The 19363-nt window shown below is 77.0% G+C and carries 16 protein-coding genes; 6 read left to right on the forward strand and 10 right to left on the reverse strand.

Annotation, left to right across the window (positions count from 1 at the left end):
* Nucleotides 1-21: 21 nt before the first annotated feature.
* From lanKC to ACZ6Y7_RS24160, 3 genes are all read right to left on the reverse strand, one after another.
* Complete coding sequence (gene lanKC / locus ACZ6Y7_RS24150) at nucleotides 22-2640, reverse strand: class III lanthionine synthetase LanKC (RefSeq protein WP_465760007.1); 2619 nt, start codon at nucleotides 2638-2640, stop codon at nucleotides 22-24.
* 126 nt (nucleotides 2641-2766) lie between these two features.
* On the reverse strand, nucleotides 2767-4092 hold the full coding sequence (locus ACZ6Y7_RS24155; protein ID WP_465760008.1) for an MFS transporter: 1326 nt from the start codon (nucleotides 4090-4092) through the stop codon (nucleotides 2767-2769).
* A gap of 218 nt (nucleotides 4093-4310) precedes the next feature.
* Nucleotides 4311-4484, reverse strand: coding sequence for a hypothetical protein (locus tag ACZ6Y7_RS24160; protein WP_465760009.1), 174 nt, complete (start codon nucleotides 4482-4484; stop codon nucleotides 4311-4313).
* A gap of 383 nt (nucleotides 4485-4867) precedes the next feature.
* On the opposite strand from ACZ6Y7_RS24160, the gene ACZ6Y7_RS24165 reads away from it, so the two are divergent.
* From ACZ6Y7_RS24165 to ACZ6Y7_RS24175, 3 genes are read left to right on the forward strand one after another with little or no spacing between them, the layout of a single operon-like run.
* Nucleotides 4868-7984 carry an adenylate/guanylate cyclase domain-containing protein gene (locus ACZ6Y7_RS24165; RefSeq protein ID WP_465760010.1) on the forward strand — a complete coding sequence of 1039 codons (3117 nt, stop codon included), beginning with the start codon at nucleotides 4868-4870 and terminating at the stop codon, nucleotides 7982-7984.
* Nucleotides 7981-8838, forward strand: coding sequence for a S8 family peptidase (locus ACZ6Y7_RS24170; protein WP_465760011.1), 858 nt, complete (start codon nucleotides 7981-7983; stop codon nucleotides 8836-8838). The genes ACZ6Y7_RS24165 and ACZ6Y7_RS24170 overlap by 4 nt, the downstream gene beginning before the upstream one ends.
* Nucleotides 8822-9379: a GAF domain-containing protein gene (locus ACZ6Y7_RS24175; protein WP_465760012.1), complete on the forward strand. Its 558-nt coding sequence runs from the start codon at nucleotides 8822-8824 to the stop codon at nucleotides 9377-9379. Before ACZ6Y7_RS24170 ends, ACZ6Y7_RS24175 begins: the two co-directional genes overlap by 17 nt.
* On the opposite strand, the gene ACZ6Y7_RS24180 is transcribed toward ACZ6Y7_RS24175, so the two are convergent.
* From ACZ6Y7_RS24180 to ACZ6Y7_RS24210, 7 genes are all read right to left on the reverse strand, one after another.
* Nucleotides 9370-10257 (reverse strand): virginiamycin B lyase family protein, encoded by an 888-nt coding sequence (locus ACZ6Y7_RS24180; RefSeq protein WP_465760013.1) that lies wholly within the window; start codon nucleotides 10255-10257, stop codon nucleotides 9370-9372. The two genes, ACZ6Y7_RS24175 and ACZ6Y7_RS24180, sit on opposite strands and share 10 nt — an antisense overlap.
* A gap of 515 nt (nucleotides 10258-10772) precedes the next feature.
* Nucleotides 10773-11849: an AI-2E family transporter gene (locus tag ACZ6Y7_RS24185; RefSeq protein ID WP_465760014.1), complete on the reverse strand. Its 1077-nt coding sequence runs from the start codon at nucleotides 11847-11849 to the stop codon at nucleotides 10773-10775.
* A gap of 154 nt (nucleotides 11850-12003) precedes the next feature.
* Entirely contained in the window at nucleotides 12004-13113 is a 1110-nt protein-coding gene (locus tag ACZ6Y7_RS24190; protein WP_465760015.1) for a winged helix DNA-binding domain-containing protein, read from the reverse strand.
* On the reverse strand, nucleotides 13110-13832 hold the full coding sequence (locus ACZ6Y7_RS24195; RefSeq protein WP_465760016.1) for a glycerophosphodiester phosphodiesterase: 723 nt from the start codon (nucleotides 13830-13832) through the stop codon (nucleotides 13110-13112). The genes ACZ6Y7_RS24190 and ACZ6Y7_RS24195 overlap by 4 nt, the downstream gene beginning before the upstream one ends.
* Nucleotides 13829-14275, reverse strand: a complete 447-nt coding sequence (locus tag ACZ6Y7_RS24200) for a hypothetical protein (protein WP_465760017.1) — start codon at nucleotides 14273-14275, stop codon at nucleotides 13829-13831. Before ACZ6Y7_RS24200 ends, ACZ6Y7_RS24195 begins: the two co-directional genes overlap by 4 nt.
* A gap of 88 nt (nucleotides 14276-14363) precedes the next feature.
* On the reverse strand, nucleotides 14364-14780 hold the full coding sequence (locus ACZ6Y7_RS24205) for a TOBE domain-containing protein (RefSeq protein WP_465760018.1): 417 nt from the start codon (nucleotides 14778-14780) through the stop codon (nucleotides 14364-14366).
* A 329-nt stretch (nucleotides 14781-15109) separates the two neighbouring features.
* Entirely contained in the window at nucleotides 15110-16315 is a 1206-nt protein-coding gene (locus ACZ6Y7_RS24210) for an ROK family transcriptional regulator (RefSeq protein ID WP_465760019.1), read from the reverse strand.
* Between the two features lie 108 nt (nucleotides 16316-16423).
* Between ACZ6Y7_RS24210 and ACZ6Y7_RS24215 the strand changes: the two genes are divergently transcribed.
* The 3 genes from ACZ6Y7_RS24215 (at nucleotide 16424) to ACZ6Y7_RS24225 (ending at nucleotide 19347) form a co-directional block, all read left to right on the forward strand.
* Entirely contained in the window at nucleotides 16424-17665 is a 1242-nt protein-coding gene (locus ACZ6Y7_RS24215; protein ID WP_465760020.1) for an MFS transporter, read from the forward strand.
* A gap of 369 nt (nucleotides 17666-18034) precedes the next feature.
* Nucleotides 18035-18577, forward strand: coding sequence for an RICIN domain-containing protein (locus ACZ6Y7_RS24220; protein WP_465760021.1), 543 nt, complete (start codon nucleotides 18035-18037; stop codon nucleotides 18575-18577).
* 74 nt (nucleotides 18578-18651) lie between these two features.
* Nucleotides 18652-19347, forward strand: coding sequence for a TVP38/TMEM64 family protein (locus ACZ6Y7_RS24225; RefSeq protein ID WP_465760022.1), 696 nt, complete (start codon nucleotides 18652-18654; stop codon nucleotides 19345-19347).
* Nucleotides 19348-19363 lie beyond the last annotated feature (16 nt).

A 19363-nucleotide genomic window follows, 5' to 3' on the forward strand; every position in this document is an offset into this window, starting at 1 on the left:
CCACCGTCGCGCGGTCGGGGCTCACCCCAGGGTCAGCAGGTCCAGCACCTCCCCGCGGTCCTCCTCCAGCCCCCACAGCGCCAGCAGCAGGCCCGCCGCCCCGGTGTGCAGGTCCGCCGAGAAGCGCCGCAGCCGCATCCCCGGCACCAGGAGCCCTTCGGGCCGGGCCACCAGGTGCCACTGCAGCCGCGCCACCTGCTCGGCCACCGCCCCCGCCGGGGCGCCCGGCCGGTCCGGCTCCGCGCCACCCTCACCCCGCAGCCGGTCCCGCCCGTCCAGCCCGTCCCGCCCGTCCCGCCCGTGCAGCCGGTCCAGTGCCAGGGTCAGTCCGGCCCGGCCCCGGAACAGCCCCGGTTCCCGGATGAACCCGGGCGCGCAGACCTTCCGCACGTCCGCCAGGAACGCCTCGGCGCCGGCCAGTTCGGCCGTCCCCAGGTACTCCCGCAGCACCAGCGCGATCCCGCTGCTCCCCCGGTCCAGGTACGCCAGCCGTCGCCCGGCCTCCAGCACCTGCACCGAGCCGTCCGGCACCCGGACGCACTGCCCCACGGCCCGTTCCAGCGCCGCCCGCGCCGAGTCCCGCAGCCACCGCTCCCCGGTCCGCCGGTACAGCCTCAACTGCAGCAGCGCGATGCCGGCCAGCCCGTACAGCAGCCCGGCCGCCGAGGGCTGGTCCAGGCCGTCCACGGCCTCGCCGCGGACCACCGCGGCCAGTTCGCAGGCGTCGCGCACCGCGTCCGCCGCCTCGCGCGGGCTGTCCAGCGCGTCGGCGAGCCGCAGCCGGGCGAGCGCGGCGCCGGCCCGCCCGCCGAACAGGCCGACCTGGCGGGCCGGGCGGGCCGTGCGCGCCCGCGCCGTCAGCTCTTCGGCCTCCTCCGTCCGGCCCAGCCGGGCCAGCACCACGGCGATGCCGAGCGGGCCGTCGTACAGTCCTCCGGTGCCCGGCCGGGGCCCGCGCCGGCGCAGCGCCGCGACCAGCCAGTCCGCGTACTCCTGCGGCCAGTCGGCACCCGCCCGGTGCAGCGCGTACAGCACCCCGGCCGCGCCGTGCGCGACGCCCGTCCCGCCGTCGGCGAACCCGGCCACGTCGCCGGGGAACAGCCGGTCAGGCCGGTCGGGAGTGGCGCCCGCGTGGATGCCCGCGACCAGTTCGCGCCGGGCCGGGGCCCAGGAGGGGCCGACCAGCAGCTCCCGGCCGCGCCGCTCGCTCGCCGACTCCGTCCGCGCCGTCAGCGCCGCCCGTGCCGCCGGTCGCACCGGCCCCTCCTCCGGCCCGAGTCCGAACCACTCCCGTGCCCGCCGCTCCAGCGCCGGCAGCTTGCCGGGGTCGCGGTCGGCCAGTTCCTGCACCGGCATCAGCAGCATCAGCCAGGTCGCCCACAGCATGAACCGGTCCGCCTCGGCGCCGTCCAGCCCGGGCGGGATCGGCAGCCCGGCCGCTCCGGCGGTCGGCACCCGGCGGTCGTCCAGCGGCGCCGCGTACTCGAAGTCGACCAGCACCACCGAACCGTCCAGCCGGAGCACCACATTGGCCGGGTGGAGGTCCCCGAACCGCACGCCCCGCCCGTGCAGCGCGTCGAGCGCCTTCTCCAGCCCGGCGACCACGCCGTCGACCCAGCGCGCGTACGCGGCGCGCCGCTCGGCCGTGCAGTCCTGGTGCACCAGGGGGTAGCGGCGGACCGCCTCGGTGAACAGCTGGACGCCCTCGATGTGCTCCTGCACCAGGAAGGTGTGCTCCCACACCGTCCGCACCTCGTGCAGCCGGGGCACGCACTCCAGCCCGGCCAGCCGCTCCAGCGCCCACTGCTCGCGCCGCAGCCTGGCCGTCGCGTCCGCCCCGGCGGCGTCCAGCCCGGCGTAGGGGCGGGCCTCGCGCAGCACCACCCGCGCGCCGCTGCCCCGGTGCTCGGCGAGGTAGATCCCGCCGGCACCGGAGAACTGCAGCACCTCCAGGATCCGGTACGGCAGGTCCCCGGCGGCGGCCTCCCGGGCGGCCAGGTGCGGGCGCAGCACCTCGGGCGGCTCCACCCACGCCGGCAGCCGGAACACCGGCTCGCGCGAGTCCGGCACGAGCGCCCCGGCCGGGTCGCGCAGCGCGGGCACCGGCCGGCCCGCCCCGTCCTCGCACCACAGCTCGACGAACGCGCCGTAGCGCGCGTACACCGGGGCGCTGCCGATCCGCAGGTCGGTCAGCACATACGGGCCGGGGCGGCCGTCCAGCGCCTGCGCCAACTCCTCGGCCAGGTCGGCGAACTGCTCGTCGGAGGCAGGGTACACGGTGATGAACTTGCCGCTGCTCCCGCGCCCGGTGTACTTGCCGTTCGCCACCCGCAGGGCCGCCGCGCTGCGCAGGAACTTGAACGCGACGCGACGCTCCGCGCAGATCCGGGCGACCACGGCGAGCGTCTCCTCGGCGCCGTCCTCGACCGCGGACACGTGCAGCTTCCAGCCCTGCTCCGGCAGCGTCCCGCCCTCGGGCCGCAGCACCGTCCACAGTCCGCGCTGATCGCGCCGCCAGCCCTCGGGCGGTTCACCGAGCCCCAGGGGGTAGCGGCTCGCCCGGTCGCGCAGCCGGCCGGGGGTGTCGTAGTACAGCGGGTCGGCGAGGCAGTGGAGCTGGGTCTCGTGGGCGCCGGCCATGGCGTCTCCCTTCCGGAACGGCTTCGGACGGCGGGGCGGAGCGGGGCGGGGCGGGGCGGGACGGCGGGAACGGCGGGAACGGCGGGAACGGCGCGGCCGACGACGGCCGGGCTCAGACCGCCGGGCTCAGACCGCCGGGCCGAGTACCGGCCCGCGCCGCACCGGCGGCGCCCAGGTGACCACGGCCGCGCAGAGCGCGATGGCGAGCGCCAGCAGCCCGAAGGTCCGGGGGCCGCCCACGGCTCCGAGCAGGGTGCCGCCCACCAGCGGGCCGAACGGCTGGATCAGGGTGGACAGGAACCCGGCGGCGCTCTGCACCCGGCCGATCCGGTCCGGCGGCGCGGCGAGCAGCATGCCGGAGACGAAGCCGATGCTGGCGATGGTGGACAGGCACATGCAGGCCGCGCAGAGCAGCCCGATCACCAGCGGCACCCGGGTGACCGTCAGCACCCCGGCGGTCAACGCGGAGGCCCAGCAGGCGAGCGCCACCAGGCTGCCGTCCCGTGCCCGGGCGCCCAGCTTCGGGGCGAGCAGCGCACCGGCCAGGGCGCCGGCCGCCGTGCAGGAGACCACCGTGCCACCGCCGATCCCGGAGTGCCCGCCGTCGGAGGCCACGGCCAGGGTGGCGAACATCAGCGCGCTGAACGCGAAGTTCATCCCCAGGCCGAAGATCAGCAGCAGGGTCCGCAGATAGGGTTGCTGCCAGATGAAGGCCAGCCCGGCGGTCAACTCCGTCCTGCTGAACACCGATCCGCTCTTCTCGGCGGGCGCGGAGCGGGTCCGCATCAAGGCCACGCAGACCGTGGACAGCAGCAGCCCGACGCCCTCGGCGAGGAACGGCAGCACCGGGTGCCAGGCGAACAGCGCCCCGCCGCCGAGCGGGCCGATCAGCCGGGCCGCTGCGCCGCGCGCCTGCATCCGCGCCGAGGCCTCCCGGGCCTGTGCGCGCGGCACCACCGTGCGCAGCAGGGCACCGGCCGCGGGTCCGTAGACGCTGGAGATCAAAGCCCCGGCGGCGGCGACCAGCAGGACCAGCGGCAGCGGCGCGCTGCCGCGCAGCACCGCCACGACCAGGGCGCCGACCGCCAGCAGGCTGCCGACGTCGCAGATCCGCATCAGTCGGCGCCGCTCGATCCGGTCGGCGAGCACGCCGCCGGGCAGCATGGTGAGCAGCAGCGCACCGACCGAGACGGTGCCGATGGCGCCCGCCCGGGCGGCCGACCCGGTCTCCCGCAGCACGAGCAACGGCAGTGCGATCGAGGCGAGTTGGGAGCCGAGCGAGGCCAGCAGGCCGCCGACCCAGAGCAGTCGGAAGTCCCGGTTGCGGGCGAGCGGGGTGACCTCCGGGGCGGTGACCTCCGAGGCGGTGGCCTCCGGGGCGGTGGGCTCCGAGGCGGTGGCCTCCGGGGCGGTGGGATCCGGGGCGGTGGGCTCCGGGGCGGTGGGCTCCATGGCCGTCCTCCGTGGGGGTGGTGGCGGGATCGGGCCGGGGCGGTCCCGTCGTGACGGGACCGCCCCGGGGGCCTTGCTCCGGGTGCGGGAGGCCGCACGGCCGGCGACCGGGGGCGGTGGTGCGCCCGCCCCCGTGTGCGGCCCGGCATCCGACCGGTCGGACCAGCGGACCGTCATCGGCCGGTCGGTCCGGCGTCCGGCCTGGCGACCGGTGTCGGTCAGGCGCTGGTCTCGGCGCCGCCGACGTAGCTGATCAGGCTGAAGCAGTTGCCGTCCGAAGACTCGGCGAGGACCTTCATCGACTGCAGGTCCAGGACGTTGGCGGCGTGCGCCTCGACCTCCGGGGTCTCCTCGCCGCTCTCGCCGAGGTTCTGGTCCATGTTCTCCGCCATGGTCGAACTCCCTTCACAGGTGGGACCGCCGCAGGTGGGCCGTCACGGTGGCGGCGGGCGACCGCCCGCCGTGCCGACCATCGTCGGCGGGGCCGGCTGCGCCCGGCTTCGGGGGCGCTTGGCGACCGGTATGGCCGCAGGTCGCGGTGGGGCCGGCGGCGCGCGGCCAGCGCCGCGCCGCCTCGCCGGAGACCACCGCACCCCGCCCGGGCTGCGGCCATACCGGCTGCCAAGCGCTCCCCAACCGGGCCCGAAGCCGCCCCGGCCACCCTGGCCCGGAACGCACGCCGGAACGCCCGGACACCGCGGCGCCGTACCCGCCCGCGCCGCCCCGTACGCCCCGTACGCCCCGCACAGCGGAGGACGACCGAAGGACGGCCCCCATGCCCTGCCCACTCTGCGCCCAACTCGTCGCCACGAACGACCAGTTCTGCCCCTCCTGCGGCACGCCCCGGTCCGCGGCCCTGGACCTGGCCGCCGAGGAGCGCAAGCTGGTCACGGTGGTCTTCTGCGACCTGGTCGACTCCACCGCCCTGTCCGGCGCGCTCGACCCGGAGACGCTGCGCGAGGTGATCCTGCGCTACTTCGAGCGGATGCACCGTCAGATCGAGGCGCACGGCGGCACGTTGGAGAAGTTCATCGGCGACGCCGTGATGGCCGTCTTCGGCGTCCCGGTGATCCGCGAGGACGACGCCCACCGGGCGCTAGCCGCCGCGCTCGCCATGCTGGAGGACCTGGAGGACCTCAACAGCGAGCTGGACGCCACCCTCGGGGTCCGGCTGGACGTCCGGATCGGCGTCAACACCGGTCAGGTGGTGGCGGGTTCGGACGCCTCGGCGCGCCAGGCGCTGATCTCCGGCGAGACCGTGAACATCGCCGCCCGGCTGCAGACCCGGGCCGCGCCCGGGCAGGTGCTGATCGGCCCGCAGACGCTGCGCGCGGCCGGCCCGGCCGCCCAGGTGGACGAGGTGGGCCCGCTGCAGCTCAAGGGCAAGGCGGAGCCGGTCACCGCCTACCGCCTGGTCGGCCTGGACGAGGACGACCCGGAGCTGCTGCGCCGCTTCGACGTCCCGCTGGTCGGCCGGGAGCGCGAACTGGCCGACCTGGACGCCGCGTTGGCCCGGGTGGCGGGCGGTTCCGGCGCCGAGCTGCTGCTGGTGGCGGGCGAGGCCGGGATCGGCAAGACCCGCCTGGTGCGCGAGTGGCGCGAGCGGGTGGGCCGGCGTAGCGCGCGCTGCGGCACCGCCCGCTGCCGCAGCTTCGGCGAGCAGGGCGTGCCGGCTCCGCTCGCCGAGGCCGTCCGCACCCTGCTGGACGAGCCCGAGGGCGCGGCCCCGGCCGAGGCGCTGGCCCGGCTGGACGAGGCGACCGCGCCGGGCGTCGGCACCGGGCAGTCGTTGGAGCTGCTGGCCGCGATCCTGCGCGGACGCACCGTGGAGCGCCCCGCCGTGCTCGTCCTGGACGACTGCCAGTGGGCCGGCCCGGCCCTGCTGGACGCCGCCGAGCGGCTGACCGAGGTGCTCGGCTCCGCCCCCGTCCTGCTGCTCTGCTTGGCCCGTCCCGAGCTCCCGGCCTCCCGTCCGGAGCTGCCGACGCTCGCGGTCGGCGGCCTGTCCTGGGACGAATCCGCCCTGCTGGCCGCCCAGCTGACCGAGCTGAGCGCCCACCAGGACGCGGTGCCCTCCCGGCTGCTGGAGCGGGCGGAGGGCAACCCGCTGCACCTGGAGGAGCTGCTGGCCGCCCTCACCGAGGCCGACGGCCCCGCCCTCGCCGACGAACTCCCGCCCAGCGGACGGGCGTTGCTCAGCGCCCAGATCGACGGACTGGAGCGCGACGAGCGCGCCACCCTGGACCTCGCCGCCGTCCTCGGACGCGCCTTCACCGCCGCCGAGCTGGCCGAGCTCACCCACGGCGGCACCGACCAGGACGCCTTCGCCGAGCCGGAGGACGACGTCTTCACCGGCCCGATCGACGGCCTGCCGGCCGACCCGCCCACCGCCGGCGACGACACCCCGCCCCGGCTGCGTGCCGCGCTGGCCCGGCTCTCCGAGCGCGGCCTGGTCGAAGCGGCCGGCACCGGCTACCGGTTCAGCAGCGGCCTGGTCCAGGAGTCGGTCTACCAGTCGATGTCCAAGCGGGCCCGCGCCGAGCGCCACGAGCGCGCCGCCGACCTGCCGGCCGTCCGCACCGCCGGGGACGCCGCCGTCGGCGGCCACCTGGAGCGCGCCCACCGCTACCGGCTGGAACTCGGCCTGCTCGACGCCCGCACCGACGCCCTGCGCACCCGTGCCGCCGCCGCCCTCGGCGCCGCCGGGGCCCAGGCCCTCGCCCGGGCCGACCTGCCGACCGCCACCGACCTGCTGGAGCGCGCCGTCCGGCTGCACTACCCCAACGAGCGCTCCGCCGGCCCGGTGCTGCGCCGCCTCGGCGAGGCCCGGCTGGCGCTCGGCCGCGCCGACGAGGCGCTGCCCGTCCTCGCGCAGGTGCGCGACGCGGCCGCCGACCCGCTGGACGCCGCGCACGCCCGGCTCGCCCTGGCCGCCCGCGGCCTGCCGCCCGGTCAGGACCAGCCCGCCGCCACCGCCCGCGCCGTGCTGCCGCTGTTCACCGACACCGGGGACGACCTCGGCCAGGCCCGGGCCCGGCTGCGGCTGGCCGAGGAGCACCTGCTGGCGGGCCGGCACACCGAGGCCGAGCGGCTGCTCGACCAGGCGCTCGACCACGTCTCGCGCACCGACGCCGAGCTGGACCGGGCCGCGGTGCTGGCCGCGCTGGCCGCCTCGCTGCTGGCCGGCCCCGAGCCCGTCCCGAACGCCACCTTCCGGCTGCGGGCCCTGCTCGCCGAGCACGGCGCCGGCCGCCGGACCGTCCGGGTCGCGCTGAACGGCCCGCTGGCCGTCCTGCTGGCCCTGCGCGACCGCCCCGAGGAGGCCGAGCTGCTGCTCGCCGAGGCCAACGGCCTGGCCGGGGAGCTGTCGCTGGCCGAGGCGATGGTCGCGCTGCCCGCGCTGACCGCCCAGGCCGCGGCCGCCACCGGCCAGTCCCACCAGGCCCTGGACCTGCTGGCCGACGCCGCCGAGATCGCCCGCCGCCAGGGCACCGCCGCCCCGCTGCCCCGGCTCGCCCTCACCACCGCCCGCGTCCTGCTGGACACCGACCGCCCGGCCCACGCCGCCCGCCACCTGGACGGCGCCGACGCGGCCACCGCGCTGCCCCCGGTGCTCGCCGTCGAACTGGACGCGCTGCGCGGCCGGCTGGCCGCCGCGCGGGGCGAGGCCCAGCCCGCGCTGGACCTCACCGCGGCCGCGCTGAACGCCGCCCAGGCAACCGAGTCGCTGCTGCTGCAGGCGCTGACCGCGCTGGACCGCGCGCACGCCCTGCTGCTGCTGGACCGCCCCGCCGAGGCCGCCACGGCCGCCGCCACCGCCCGGGACCGCTTCGCCGCCAAGGGCCACCTGCCGGGCATCCGGCGCGCCGAACGGCTCGGGGGCACCCGGTGAGCGGCCCGGACGGGCTGACCTGGAGCCTGCGCGACCGCACCCCCGACGAGCTGACGGTGCTCGCCGACGCCGTCGGCCCGGACGGCGGCACCGCCTCCGAGCAGGGCACCGGCCGGGGCGTGCGGGTCTGCGTGGTCGACTCCGGCATCGAGCCCGACCACCCCCTGGTCGGCCCGCTGCAGGGCTCCTGGGCGGTGGTCAAGGACCCGGTCACCCGGGAGCTCGCCGTCCGCCCGGACACCGCGGGCGACACCTGCGGCCACGGCACCGCCTGCGCCGGCATCATCCGCCGCACCGCCCCGGACTGCGAGCTCTACAGCGTCCGGGTCCTCGGCGAACGCTTCACCGGCACCGGCGACATGTTGATCGCCGGGCTCCGCTGGGCCGTCCGGCAGGGCTTCGACGTCGTCAACCTCAGCCTCTCCACCACCCGGACCCGCTTCCTGGAGGAGCTGCACGCGATCGCCGACGACGCCTTCTTCGCCCGCACCGCGATCGTCGCCTCCGCCCACAACACCCCGGTGGAGAGCTTCCCGTGGCGGTTCTCCTCGGTCATCTCGGTGGGCAGCCACCAGGAGGACGACCCGGCCCTGCACCTGTACAACCCGGCGCCGCCGGTGGAGTTCTTCGCCCCCGGCCAGAACGTCCGGGTGCCCTGGCTCGGCGGTGCCACCATCCGCACCACCGGCAACAGCTTCGCCACCCCGTACGTGGCCGGGCTCTGCGCCCGCATCCTGTCCCGGCGGCCGAGGCTGACCACCTTCCAGCTGAAGAGCGCGCTCTACCTCACCGCGGCCAACGTCAAGGTCCCGACCACCCCCACCCCGGAGGCGCCCGATGACCCTCAGCACTGACCCCGCCGTCGATCCGCTGGCCCGCGAACTGCTGCAGTCCGTGGTGGACGTCGCCCGGGCGATCTTCGGCGCCCAGGCCGGCTCGGTCTGCCTGCTGGACGAGACCGCCGGGGAGCTGGTCTTCCAGGCCGTCTCCGGGCGCGGCGAGGAGTCCCTGGTCGGCCGCCGCTTCCCGGCCGGCCGGGGCATCGCCGGCTGGGTCGCCGCCTCGGGCGAGCCGATGGTGGTCGACGACCTGGCCGCCAACCGCACCTTCGACCGCGACTTCGCCGAGTCCACCGCCTACGTCCCGAACGCCCTGATGGCCGCCCCGCTCACCCACGGCAGCCGGGTCCTCGGCGTCCTGGAGGTCCTCGACCCGGCCCCACAGGCCCGCTCCAGCCTGCCCGAGCTGGACCTGCTGGCGCTGTTCGCCCGTCAGGCCGCCGCCGCCCTGCGGGTGATCGCCGAGCGCACCCCGGCCCCGGAGCCGGTCCCCGACCGCGCCGCCGCCCTGGGCCTGCTGGCCGACCTGGAGGAACTGCTGCGCCGTCAGGCCTGACCCTCCCCCGGCGCGATCCGGAGGATCTCGCCGCGTTCCAGCGCCGCGTACACCGCGCCGTCCGGGGCGACGGCGATGCCGTGCGGCTCGGCGCCCCCGCCCGGGATCGGGTGGCCGTCGAGCCGCCCGTCCGGGGTGAGCACCCCGATCCGTCCGGCGCCCCACTCGGTGAACCAGAGCCGGCCGTCCGGCCCGGCCGCGATCGCGTGCGGCTTGGCGGCCCGGTCGGCCAGCGGGTACTCCGTCACCGCGCCGTCCACGGTGATCCGCCCGACCAGCCCGCCGCCGATGCCCACGTACCAGAGCGCGCCGTCGGTCCCGGCGGTGATCCCCACCGGCGCGGTCCCCGCCGTGGGCAGCCGGTGGACGGTCACCTCCCCGTCCGTGCCGATCCGGGCCACCGCGTCCGCCTGGTTGAGCGTGCACCACAGCGCGCCGTCCGGCCCGGCCGTGATCATCGAGGGGAAGGCCCCGGCGACCGGCAGCGGGTACTGCGTCACCTCCCCGTCCAGGGTGATCCGCCCGACGGCCCCGGCGTTCATCCCGGTGAACCACAGCGCCCCGTCGGGCCCGGCCGTGATCCCGTACGGCCCGACGCCCTCGCCGGGCAGCGGGTACGAGCCGGCCGTCCCGTCCCGGTCGATCCGCCCGATCCGGTGGTCCCGCATCCGGCTGAACCACAGCGCCCCGTCCGGCCCCGCCGCGATCACGGCCGGCCCGCACTCGGGCGCCCCGAGCCCGTACCGCTCCACCGTGCCGTCGCCCGCCAGTCGGCCGACCTCCCCGCTGTGCACCAGCGTGAACCAGACACCCCCGTCCGGCCCGACGGCCACCCCGTAGGGCCCGGCCCCCTCGCCCGCCACCGTGAACAGTTCCATGCGCCACCCCTCCGCTCCTCACTATCGCGACTCATGTCGCATTAGGGATCCTCGCACACATCCGCCGCGGGGACAACCCGGTACCGGGTCCCGCCGACCGCGGCGGAACGCCGCCACGATGGCCCTCAGGCGTCTCCGGCCCTTCACGTCGGATCAGCGCGCTGCCGTGGGGTGCGCGCATCACAGGGCGCCAGAGGGGGCACCCACCGACCGCGGCGGCGCAGGCGGGGCCGCCGGGACGTCGGCACGGTGGCCCTCAGGCGTCTCCGGCCCTTCACGCGGGATCAGCGCGCTGCCGTGGGGTGCGCGCATCACAGGGCGCCAGAGGGGGCACCCACCGACCGCGGCGGCGCAGGCGGCGCCCGCGGGACGCGGCACGATGGCCCTCAGGCGTCTCCGGCCCTTCACGTCGGATCAGCGCGCTGCCGCGGGGGCGCGCATCACAGGGCGCCAGAGGGGGCACCCACCGACCGCGGCGGCGCAGGTGGGGCCGCCGGGACGTCGGCACGATGGCCCTACTCGGCCGCCTCCGCCGTTCCCCCGGGGAGGCCGCGCAGGACGGAGACCACGCCGGCCGCCGCCGCGCAGACCGGCACGGCGAGCAGGGCGCCGATGATGCCGGCGATGCCGGAGCCGGCCACCACGGCGACCATGATGGTGGCCGGGTGGAGTTCGACGGTGCGGCTCTGGATGACGGGCTGGAGGATGTTGCCCTCGATCATCTGCACGGCGAGCACCACGCCGAGCGCCCAGAGGGCCGTGCCGAGGCCGCCGTCGGCGAGCGCGACCAGGACGGCCACCGCCCCGGACAGGAAGGCCCCGACGAAGGGGATGTAGGCCCCCATGAAGACCAGGGCGCCGAGACCGGGCGCACCGGGAACGCCGAGGGCGAGCAGACCGATGGTGATGAAGGCCGAGTCGATCAGGGCGATCAGGGTGGTGCCGCGCATGAAGCCGGCCATCGCCTCGAAAGCCCGCTCGGCGCAGGCGATGACGGTGTCGGCGCCGCGACCGGGCAGGTAGGACCGGATGGCGTCGCCCGTGCGGTGGCCGTCGCGGAGGAAGAAGAACACCAGGGCGAGGGCCAGCACCCCGCCGGTGATCACCTGGGTGAGCAGGCCGAGCCCGGAGAGCACACCGTTCGTGAGGGTGGAGACGAAGGAGTTGGTCTCGCCCTTGGCGTTGGCGAGGGCGTGCTGGATCTTCTTCCCGAGCGGGCCCAGCCACTCCTCCAGCCGCCGACCGGCCGCGGGCAGCGCCTCGGCGATCTGCGGGGCGCTGTGCACCAGGGAGTTGACCAGCAGGGCGATCACGGCGCCGACCGCCACCACCAGGACGGTGCAGGTCAGCCCGGCGGCGAGGCCCCGGCTGAGGCCGCGCCCGACCAGCCAGGGCACCACCGGCTGGAGCAGCGAGGCGCCGAGCAGCGCGAGCAGGAACGGCACGGTCGCGGCCCGCAGCTCGACCAGGGCGAAGACCACCATCGAGGCGACGGCGATCAGCAGGATCACCGCCGCCGACCAGGCCGCCGCCCGCCGCACCGCGGGCGGCAGCATCAGGTACGGCGGGCGGCGGTCGGGCGGTCGTTCCACGGACACGGCCACCTCCGGCGAGCTCGTCGTCGAGTCCGAACCGCCCCATCTCAGCAGAGAACGTGACGGTCCGCCCGTTGTGCCGCCCCGTGCCGTCACCGCCCGGTGCCGTCACCGCCCCGCTACGACGCCGCCCGGTGCCGTCACCGTCCCGCTACGACGCCGCCTCGATCCGGACCGTCCCGCCCCGGGGGCCGCTCCCGCCCGCGAAGGCCAGCACCCGCTGAGCCTCGGCCTCCGCCGCCTGCCGGTCGGCCCGCCGCAGCGCCGTGAACGGCTGGACGACGACCTCCTGCTCGCCCGTCAGCCGCCAGCTCCCGGCGACCAGGCCGTCCACCAGCAGGCTGCCCAGCACGATCCCGTTCTGGGTCATCACCCGCCTCCGGTACTCCTCGGGCAGCACCCGGGTGCGGTCGGCGTGCGAGAGCAGCAGGTTGTCGAAGGGCGCGACCAGCCGCACCGGCGCCGGGGTCTCCGGGTCCGGCCGGGGCGCCTCCGGCAGGTCGTACAGCAGTCGGCCCCGGTCGTCCCGGAAGGTGAGCAGCCGGGGCGCGAGCCGCTTCAGCACCGGGGCGAGCCGGCTGAGCCCGCACCACTTCTGGGCGTCGGCCGCGGTGGCCGGGCCGAAGGCGGCGAGGTAGCGCAGGACCAGGTCGTCCGGGGCGGGTGCCGGGTCGAGCGGGCGGCCGAGCCAGGCCTCGGCGGTGGTGTGGGCGGCCGGGCCGCCGCGCCCCCACAGGCCGCGCGGCGGCACCTGGACCAGCGCCAGTCGGCAGCGGGCCGCCTGGGCGAGCGCGGCCGGGTCGCGCCCCGGGCGGGTGGCGGCGAGCAGCGCACCGAGCTGCTGGAAGGTGCGCGGCTCCTCCTCGACGCGTGCGCGGGCTTCGGCGGCGAGCGCGTCCAGGTCCAGCCCGTCGAGCCGTGTGCCGTAGGTGGTGCGCAGCTGCTGGTCCAGGAGGGGCTGGAGCAGCGGGCGCAGCGTCAGGCAGTCCTCGGCGGTGACGAGGTGGATGGTGCCCCGGTGGAGGGCGATCCGGACGGCCTCCCGCCGCTCGATCAGTGCGCTCAGCGGCTCGGGGGTGAAGCCGTCGAGGCGGGCGAGCAGTCCGAGGTAGGGCGGCTGGGGTGCGGCCTGGGCCTGGAGGCCGCCGAGGTGGTGGATCATCGCGGCGGGCGTCAGGTCGGTGCGGGCGAGCAGGTGTTGACGGGCCAGCAGGGCGCGGCCGAGCGCCCTGGCGGTGAGGACGGGCCCGTGCTCGGTCACCGGCGGCCGTCCAGCACCGAGCGCAGCACGCCGATCCGGTTGGTGGTGATGGAGGCGACTCCGGTGTCCCGCAGCCTGCGCATGGTGCGGCGCAGGTCGGCGGTCCAGGTGGAGACGGCGAGGCCGGCGTCCGCCGCGGCGGCGGTGAACTCGGGGGTGACCAGGCCGAACGGCGGGTTGAGGTAGCGCGGGCGCAGGTCGGCCAGCAGGGCGGGGACGGGCAGCCGGGGCTGCTTCCAGGTGAGGGCGATCTCGGCGTCCGGGGTCAGTTCGCGTACGGCGAGCATCGCGGCGACGGGGCCGCAGAAGGCGACGTGCCGCTCGGCGCCGAGTCCGGTGACCACGGACCAGGTGGCCGCGGCCGGCCCGGGGTCGTCCAGGTCGATCAGCAGGCGGCGGTCCTCGGCGGCGTCGGACCGGCCGGTGACGGCCTTGATCGCCTCGGCGAGGGTGGGGATGCCCAGGTGCCCCTGCCGCAGTTCGTCCAGTTGCTCGGCGGTGACCCGGTCGATCGACCGGGGGTCGCCCCAGAGCCGATCCAGGGTGCGGTCGTGCAGCAGGACGGGCACCCCGTCCCGGGTGAGCCGGACGTCGACCTCGACGGCGTCGGCTCCGGCGGCGAGCGCGGACTCGACGGAGGCCAGGGTGTTCTCGCGGTACCGGTAGGGGTCGCCGCGGTGGGCGACGGCCTGCACGCGGGGGCTGCGGTGGGTGTTCATCGGATCCTCTCCGCGAGCCAGGGGGTGAGGTCGTGCGCGCCGATGCCCTCGCGGTGGCTCGGCTCCCCGGGGACGGTGGCGATCAGCGTGGTGGACGGCGGGGAGGTGCGCGTCTTGACGGGCACCGGGTCGGACCGGACGGCGCCCAGGGGGCCGCGGCGGCGGTCGCGGTCGACGTCGAAGACGATGCCCTCGACGGTCACCGCGGCCTCGTCGTGGATGAACAGCCGGAGGCCGACCGCCGAGCCGCCGTCGAACGCCGGCAGCGCCTCGGGCGGGACGGCGTCGTGGCCGCCGCCCGCCTCGGCCGGTCCGGCGGAGGTCCGGTCGGTGCCGATGCCGTGCCGGGCGCGGAGGGTCCGGCCGTGCCGCCGCGCGACGTCCTCGACGTCCTCGACGGCGAGCACGGCGCCCTGGCCGGTCGGCAGGTGCGGGGGTGGCATCCGGGCCTCTCGTTCGCTTCCGTTCGATTCCGTTCGGTTCCGGCACTCGTCGGTGGGACGTCGGCGGCGCACCAGCCGCCGTGGGCGGTCAGCGCCGCTCGACCATCACATTGGTCGACTTGATGACCGCCGTGGCGGGCGCGCCGGGGACGAGGTCGAGCTCCTCCGCCGACTCCCGGCTGATCAGCGACACCACCCGGAACGGCCCGGCCTGGATCTCCACCTGCGCGGCCACGTCGCCGAGCACCACGTCGGTGACGATCCCGGGGAAGCGGTTGCGGGCCGAGGACGGACGGCCCTCGGCCTCGGCGTTCTCCGGCCGGGCCAGCTCGCGGGCGAAGGCGGCGAGCTCGGCGCCGGGGATGATCCGGTGCCCGTGCTCGTCTCGGGCGGCGGCGAGCCGCCCCGCGTCCACCCAGCGCCGCATGGTGTCGGCGCTGACGCCGAGCAGCGCCGCGGCCTCACCGATGCGGTACGGGTTGACCGGCACCTCGGGCTGGCCCATGAGCGACTCCTGACGGTGGTTCGAGGGGATCGGGGGGGGACGACGGGTCGGGTCGGATCTTCCCACCGACATCCTGCCGTACGGGCGGCGGCGACCGGAACGCGCGGGCCGCCGGAGGTCGACGGCTCGGCGGCGACGGCCCACGGCTCACGGCTCGCGGCTCGCGGCTCGCGGCTCGCGGTCGACAGCTCGGGGCCTAACGGCTCGGGCCCGGAGCAAGGTCGACGGCTCGACGGCTCGACGGCTCGACGGCTCGACGGCTCGACGCGAGGCCAACGGCGCAAGGCCAACGCCTCGCGGTCCACGCCTCGCGGTCCACGGCTCCGCGTCTACGGCTCGCCGAAGAGGTCCCGGCGGACGGCGTCGCCGGCGGTGAGCACCGCCCCGGCGAGCACCGCGCCGCCGCCCGCCGTGCCGGCCCGCACCTCGGTGCTGAGCGGGGAGAGCCGGGCCAGCCGACGCTCCACCCGGCCGGCCAGTTCGGGGCCGCCGGCCCGGCCGATCTCCCCGCCGAGCACTACGCAGCCGGGGTCGAGCACGACGCAGACGCTCGCCGCGCCGATCGCGATCCGCTCGGCCAGCTCGTCCAGGAAGCGGCCGGCCGCGCGGCCCTCCTCGCCCTGCCCGTCGGCCGTCGCCACCGCCGTGCGCACGACGGCTTCGGCGGCGGGTGCGTCCCCGGCCGGGTCGGCGGACAGCCCGTGCTCGCGGGCGAGCGCGCAGATCGCCGCGCTGCCGACGAGGTCGTGGAAGCCGCCCTCGCAGCTGTCGGCGCGGGGCAGCCCGACGGTGCCGGGGACGGGCAGGAAGCAGATCTCCCCGGTGCCGCCGGAGGAGCCGCGGCGCAGCCGCCCGTCCAGCATGACGGCGGCGCCGACGCTGTGGCCGAGCCACATCAGCACGAAGGTGTCCCGGTCGCGGACCGCGCCGACCCGGTGCTCGGCGCGGCCGGCCAGGTTGACCTCGTTCTCCAGGATCACCTCGGTGCCGGGCAGCTCCCGGAGGGCGGCGAGGAGTTCGGCGTGCCAGCCGGGGAGGTTGCCGGTGCTCTGCAGCCGCCCGGTGCCGGGGTCGACGAGGCCGGGGGCGCCGACCGCGACGGTGTGCAGCCGCTCGACGCCGGCGCCGCGCGCGGTCTCCAGCAGGGTGGCGGTGATCGCCGCCGCGGTGTCCGGTCCGCCGTCGCCCTGGACCGGGACCTCGGCGGTGGCGAGGGCGTGTCCGGCCAGGTCGGCGACGACGAGGCTGACGCCGCCGGAGCGGACGTCGAAGGCGGCGATGTGCGCGCGGGAGGCGACCAGCGCGTAGACCCGGGCGTTGGGGCCGCGCCGCTGCTCGCCGCGTTCCCCGACGACGGCCACCAGCCCGGTGCGCTGGAGGCGTTCGAGCAGGTCGGCGACGGTCGGCCGGGACAGGCCGGTGAGGTCGCGGAGCTCGGTCGCGGTCAGGGGGCCCTGTTCGAGCAGGAGGTTGAGCGCCAGCCGGTCGTTGATCGCCCGGGCGGTGCTCGGCGTGGCCGTACGCACGGTGGTCATGACCGGTCATCCTTTCAGAGTGTTTCTATCAGGGTCCCTTCCTGATAGTTTATCGAACCGTCCGGCCGAGCGGCCCGACCGCACCACCCGCCCGGGAGGGGACCACCGATGACCCGCACGACCGCACCGCCGCCGGAACCCCTGACCGCCCCGCGCCGGGCCCGGGCGGGCATCGCCCTGGTCTTCGCCGTGCACGGCGCCGTCAGCGGCAGCTTCGTCACCCGCATCCCGTGGATCCAGGACCGCCTGGACCTCTCCGCCGGGCAACTCGGCCTGGCCCTGGTCATGCCCGCCGTCGGCTCCTCCCTCGCCATGCCGCTGGCCGGCCGCTTCGTGCACCGCTACGGCGGGCGTGCGGCGGTACGCGTCCTGCTCGCGCTCTGGTGCCTGGCCCTCGCCCTGCCCGCGCTCGCCCCCTCGCTGCCGGTGCTCTGCGCCGCGCTCCTGCTGTTCGGGGCCACGGCCGGCACGGCGGACGTCGCGATGAACGCGCAGGGCGTGGAGATCGAGGAACGGCTCGGCCGGTCGATCATGTCCGGCCTGCACGGCATGTGGAGCGCCGGCGGGCTGCTGGCCTCCGGCTTCGGCATCCTCGCCGCCCACCTCGACCTCGACGCCCGGCTGCAGCTGGCCGTCACCTCCCTGGTCCTGCTCATCCTCGGCCAGGCGGTCTGCCGCGGCCTGCCCGAGCTGCGGGCGCAGGAGGGCGCGGAGGAGCCGCCGCGGTTCGCGCTGCCGCCACGCAGCTCGCTGGTGATCGGGCTGGTCGGCTTCTGCGCCGTCTTCGCCGAGGGCGCCTCGATGGACTGGAGCGGCGTCTACCTGCGGGACGTCACCGGGTCCTCGGCCACCGTCGCCGCCGCCTCGTACACCGCCTTCTCGCTCACCATGGCGGTCAGCCGCCTCGCCGGGGACGCCGTGATCCGCCGCCTCGGCGCCGTCCGCGCCACCCGGGCCAGCGGCGCCGTCGCCACCGCGGGCGGCCTGCTGGTGGTCGCCGCCGACCGCCCCGCGCTGGCCATCCCCGGCTTCGCGCTGATCGGCATCGGCATCGCCGTCGTCGTCCCGCTCGCCTTCGCCGCCGCCGGCCGGATCGGCCCCAACCCCAGCCAGGCCATCGCGGGCGTCGCCACCGTCACCTACACCTCCGGCCTGGTCGCCCCCGCGGTGATCGGCGCCCTCGCCCAGGCCACCTCGCTGACCGTCTCCTTCGGACTGGTCACCGCCCTCGCCCTCGCCCTGCTGCTGGGCGCCGGCGCGTTGCGGCGGGCCGAGCGGGACTCCTCCGGCGAGCACCCGACCGACCGGGAGGCGGACCGCACGCCCGGCAAGGACCTCTCCACGCTGTGACGGGAATCCTCGCGGGCACGTCCCCGGCCCCGGCGGCGACCGCCCGGGCCGGCGGCTCGTCCTCCCGGACGACGAGCCGGAAGACCGCCGCAGGGCCTCGGTGAACCGCCCGGCCGACTCCCCGCCCGCTCGCACCCGGCCTTCCGGCGGGCGGGGCCGTTCCCGAGCATGCGTCCCGTACCGGGGCGCGCCCGTACAACCCCTTCGGGCTCCCGATCGTCGGACACGCCGTCGCGGCCCCGAGCTCCCGGCGATGCCTGCCGGGCTCGCCCGCCGGGCCGCGCTGAACCGCCCGTCCCTTCGTCGGCGCCGCCGGGCATCCGCTCGGCGCCGGCCGACACTCCATGACCACGTCCCAGGGGGGAACACATGACCGCCGCACCCGACCGAACCCGCCTCCGAACCGCCGTCGGCGCGCTCGCCGCCGTCGGCGCCCTCGCGCTCGCGGCGGCCACCCCGGCCGTCGCGGAGGGGAGCGCGCCGGGCACCGAGGACACGCCGCGGGTGATCGTGGGCTTCTCCGGCAAGTGCCTGGAGGTCGCCGACTGGCGCACCGACGACAGCGCCCCCGTGCGGATGTGGAGCTGCACCGGCGGCGCCAACCAGCAGTGGATCCGGGGCGCCGACGGCCGGCTCGTCAACGCCCACAGCGGCAAGTGCCTGGAGATCCCCGGGTTCAGCACCACCTGGGGCACCCAGGCCGACCAGTGGGAGTGCGACGGCGGGGCGAACCAGCAGTGGCAGATGGTCATCCTGCCCCGAACGGCCACCTTCTACCTGCAGAACGCCGCCAGTCAGCTCTTCCTCGACGTCTCCGGCGGCAGCACCGCCGACGGCGCCCCGGTCATCCAGTGGCAGCCGACCCAGTCGGCGACCAACCAGTACTGGCGCTACGACCCGCCGTGGCGGTGACCCCGGGAGCCCCGGCCCTGCGACGACACCGGGCCGGGGCCCGGGCGGCCCGCCACGCCGGTTAGGCTCGGGCGGTGCCCCAGCCCGAAGCCACCCCCGCCCCGCCCACCACGCCGCGTTCGCCCTGGTGGCGGCCTGCCCTGCTGATCGTGGTGCTCGGCGCGGCGGCCGGGTCGCTGCTGCTGTGGAGCCCGACCCAGCTGCTGTCGGGCGGGCTCGCCGAGCGGGTGCCCGGGTACTGGTTCGGGCCGCTGTTCGCCCTGGTCTACGCGGTGGGGACGGTGGCCTTCGTGCCCCGGCCGGCCCTGAACGCGGCGGCCGGGCTGCTGCTCGGTGTCCAGCAGGGCGTCGCGATGGCGCTGCTCGGCACCACGCTGGGCGCCGCCCTCGCCTTCGGCCTCGGCCGGGGGCTCGGGCGGGACGCGCTGCGCCCGTACCTCAAGGGCAAGGTGCTCGGCGCCCTGGACCGGCGGTTCACCGAGCAGGGGTTCCGGAGCGTGCTGGTGCTGCGGCTACTGCCCGGGGTGCCGTTCCAGGCGATCAACTACGGCGCCGCCTTCTCCGGGACGCGCTTCGTGCCCTTCGTCCTGGCCACCGCGGTCGGCGCGGTGCCGACCACGGCGGTGTACGTCACGGCGGTGGCCAGCGCGGGCCGCCCCGGCTCGGCTGCCTTCCTGCTGTCCGCGGGCCTGCTCGCGCTGCTGGGGCTGGGCAGCCTGGCCGGGCTGCTGCGGACGGCCCGGGCCCGCCGCCGGGCGACGGCCGCCTGACCGGCCGGGCCGTCCG

Source organism: Kitasatospora sp. NPDC053308 (assembly GCF_055585785.1).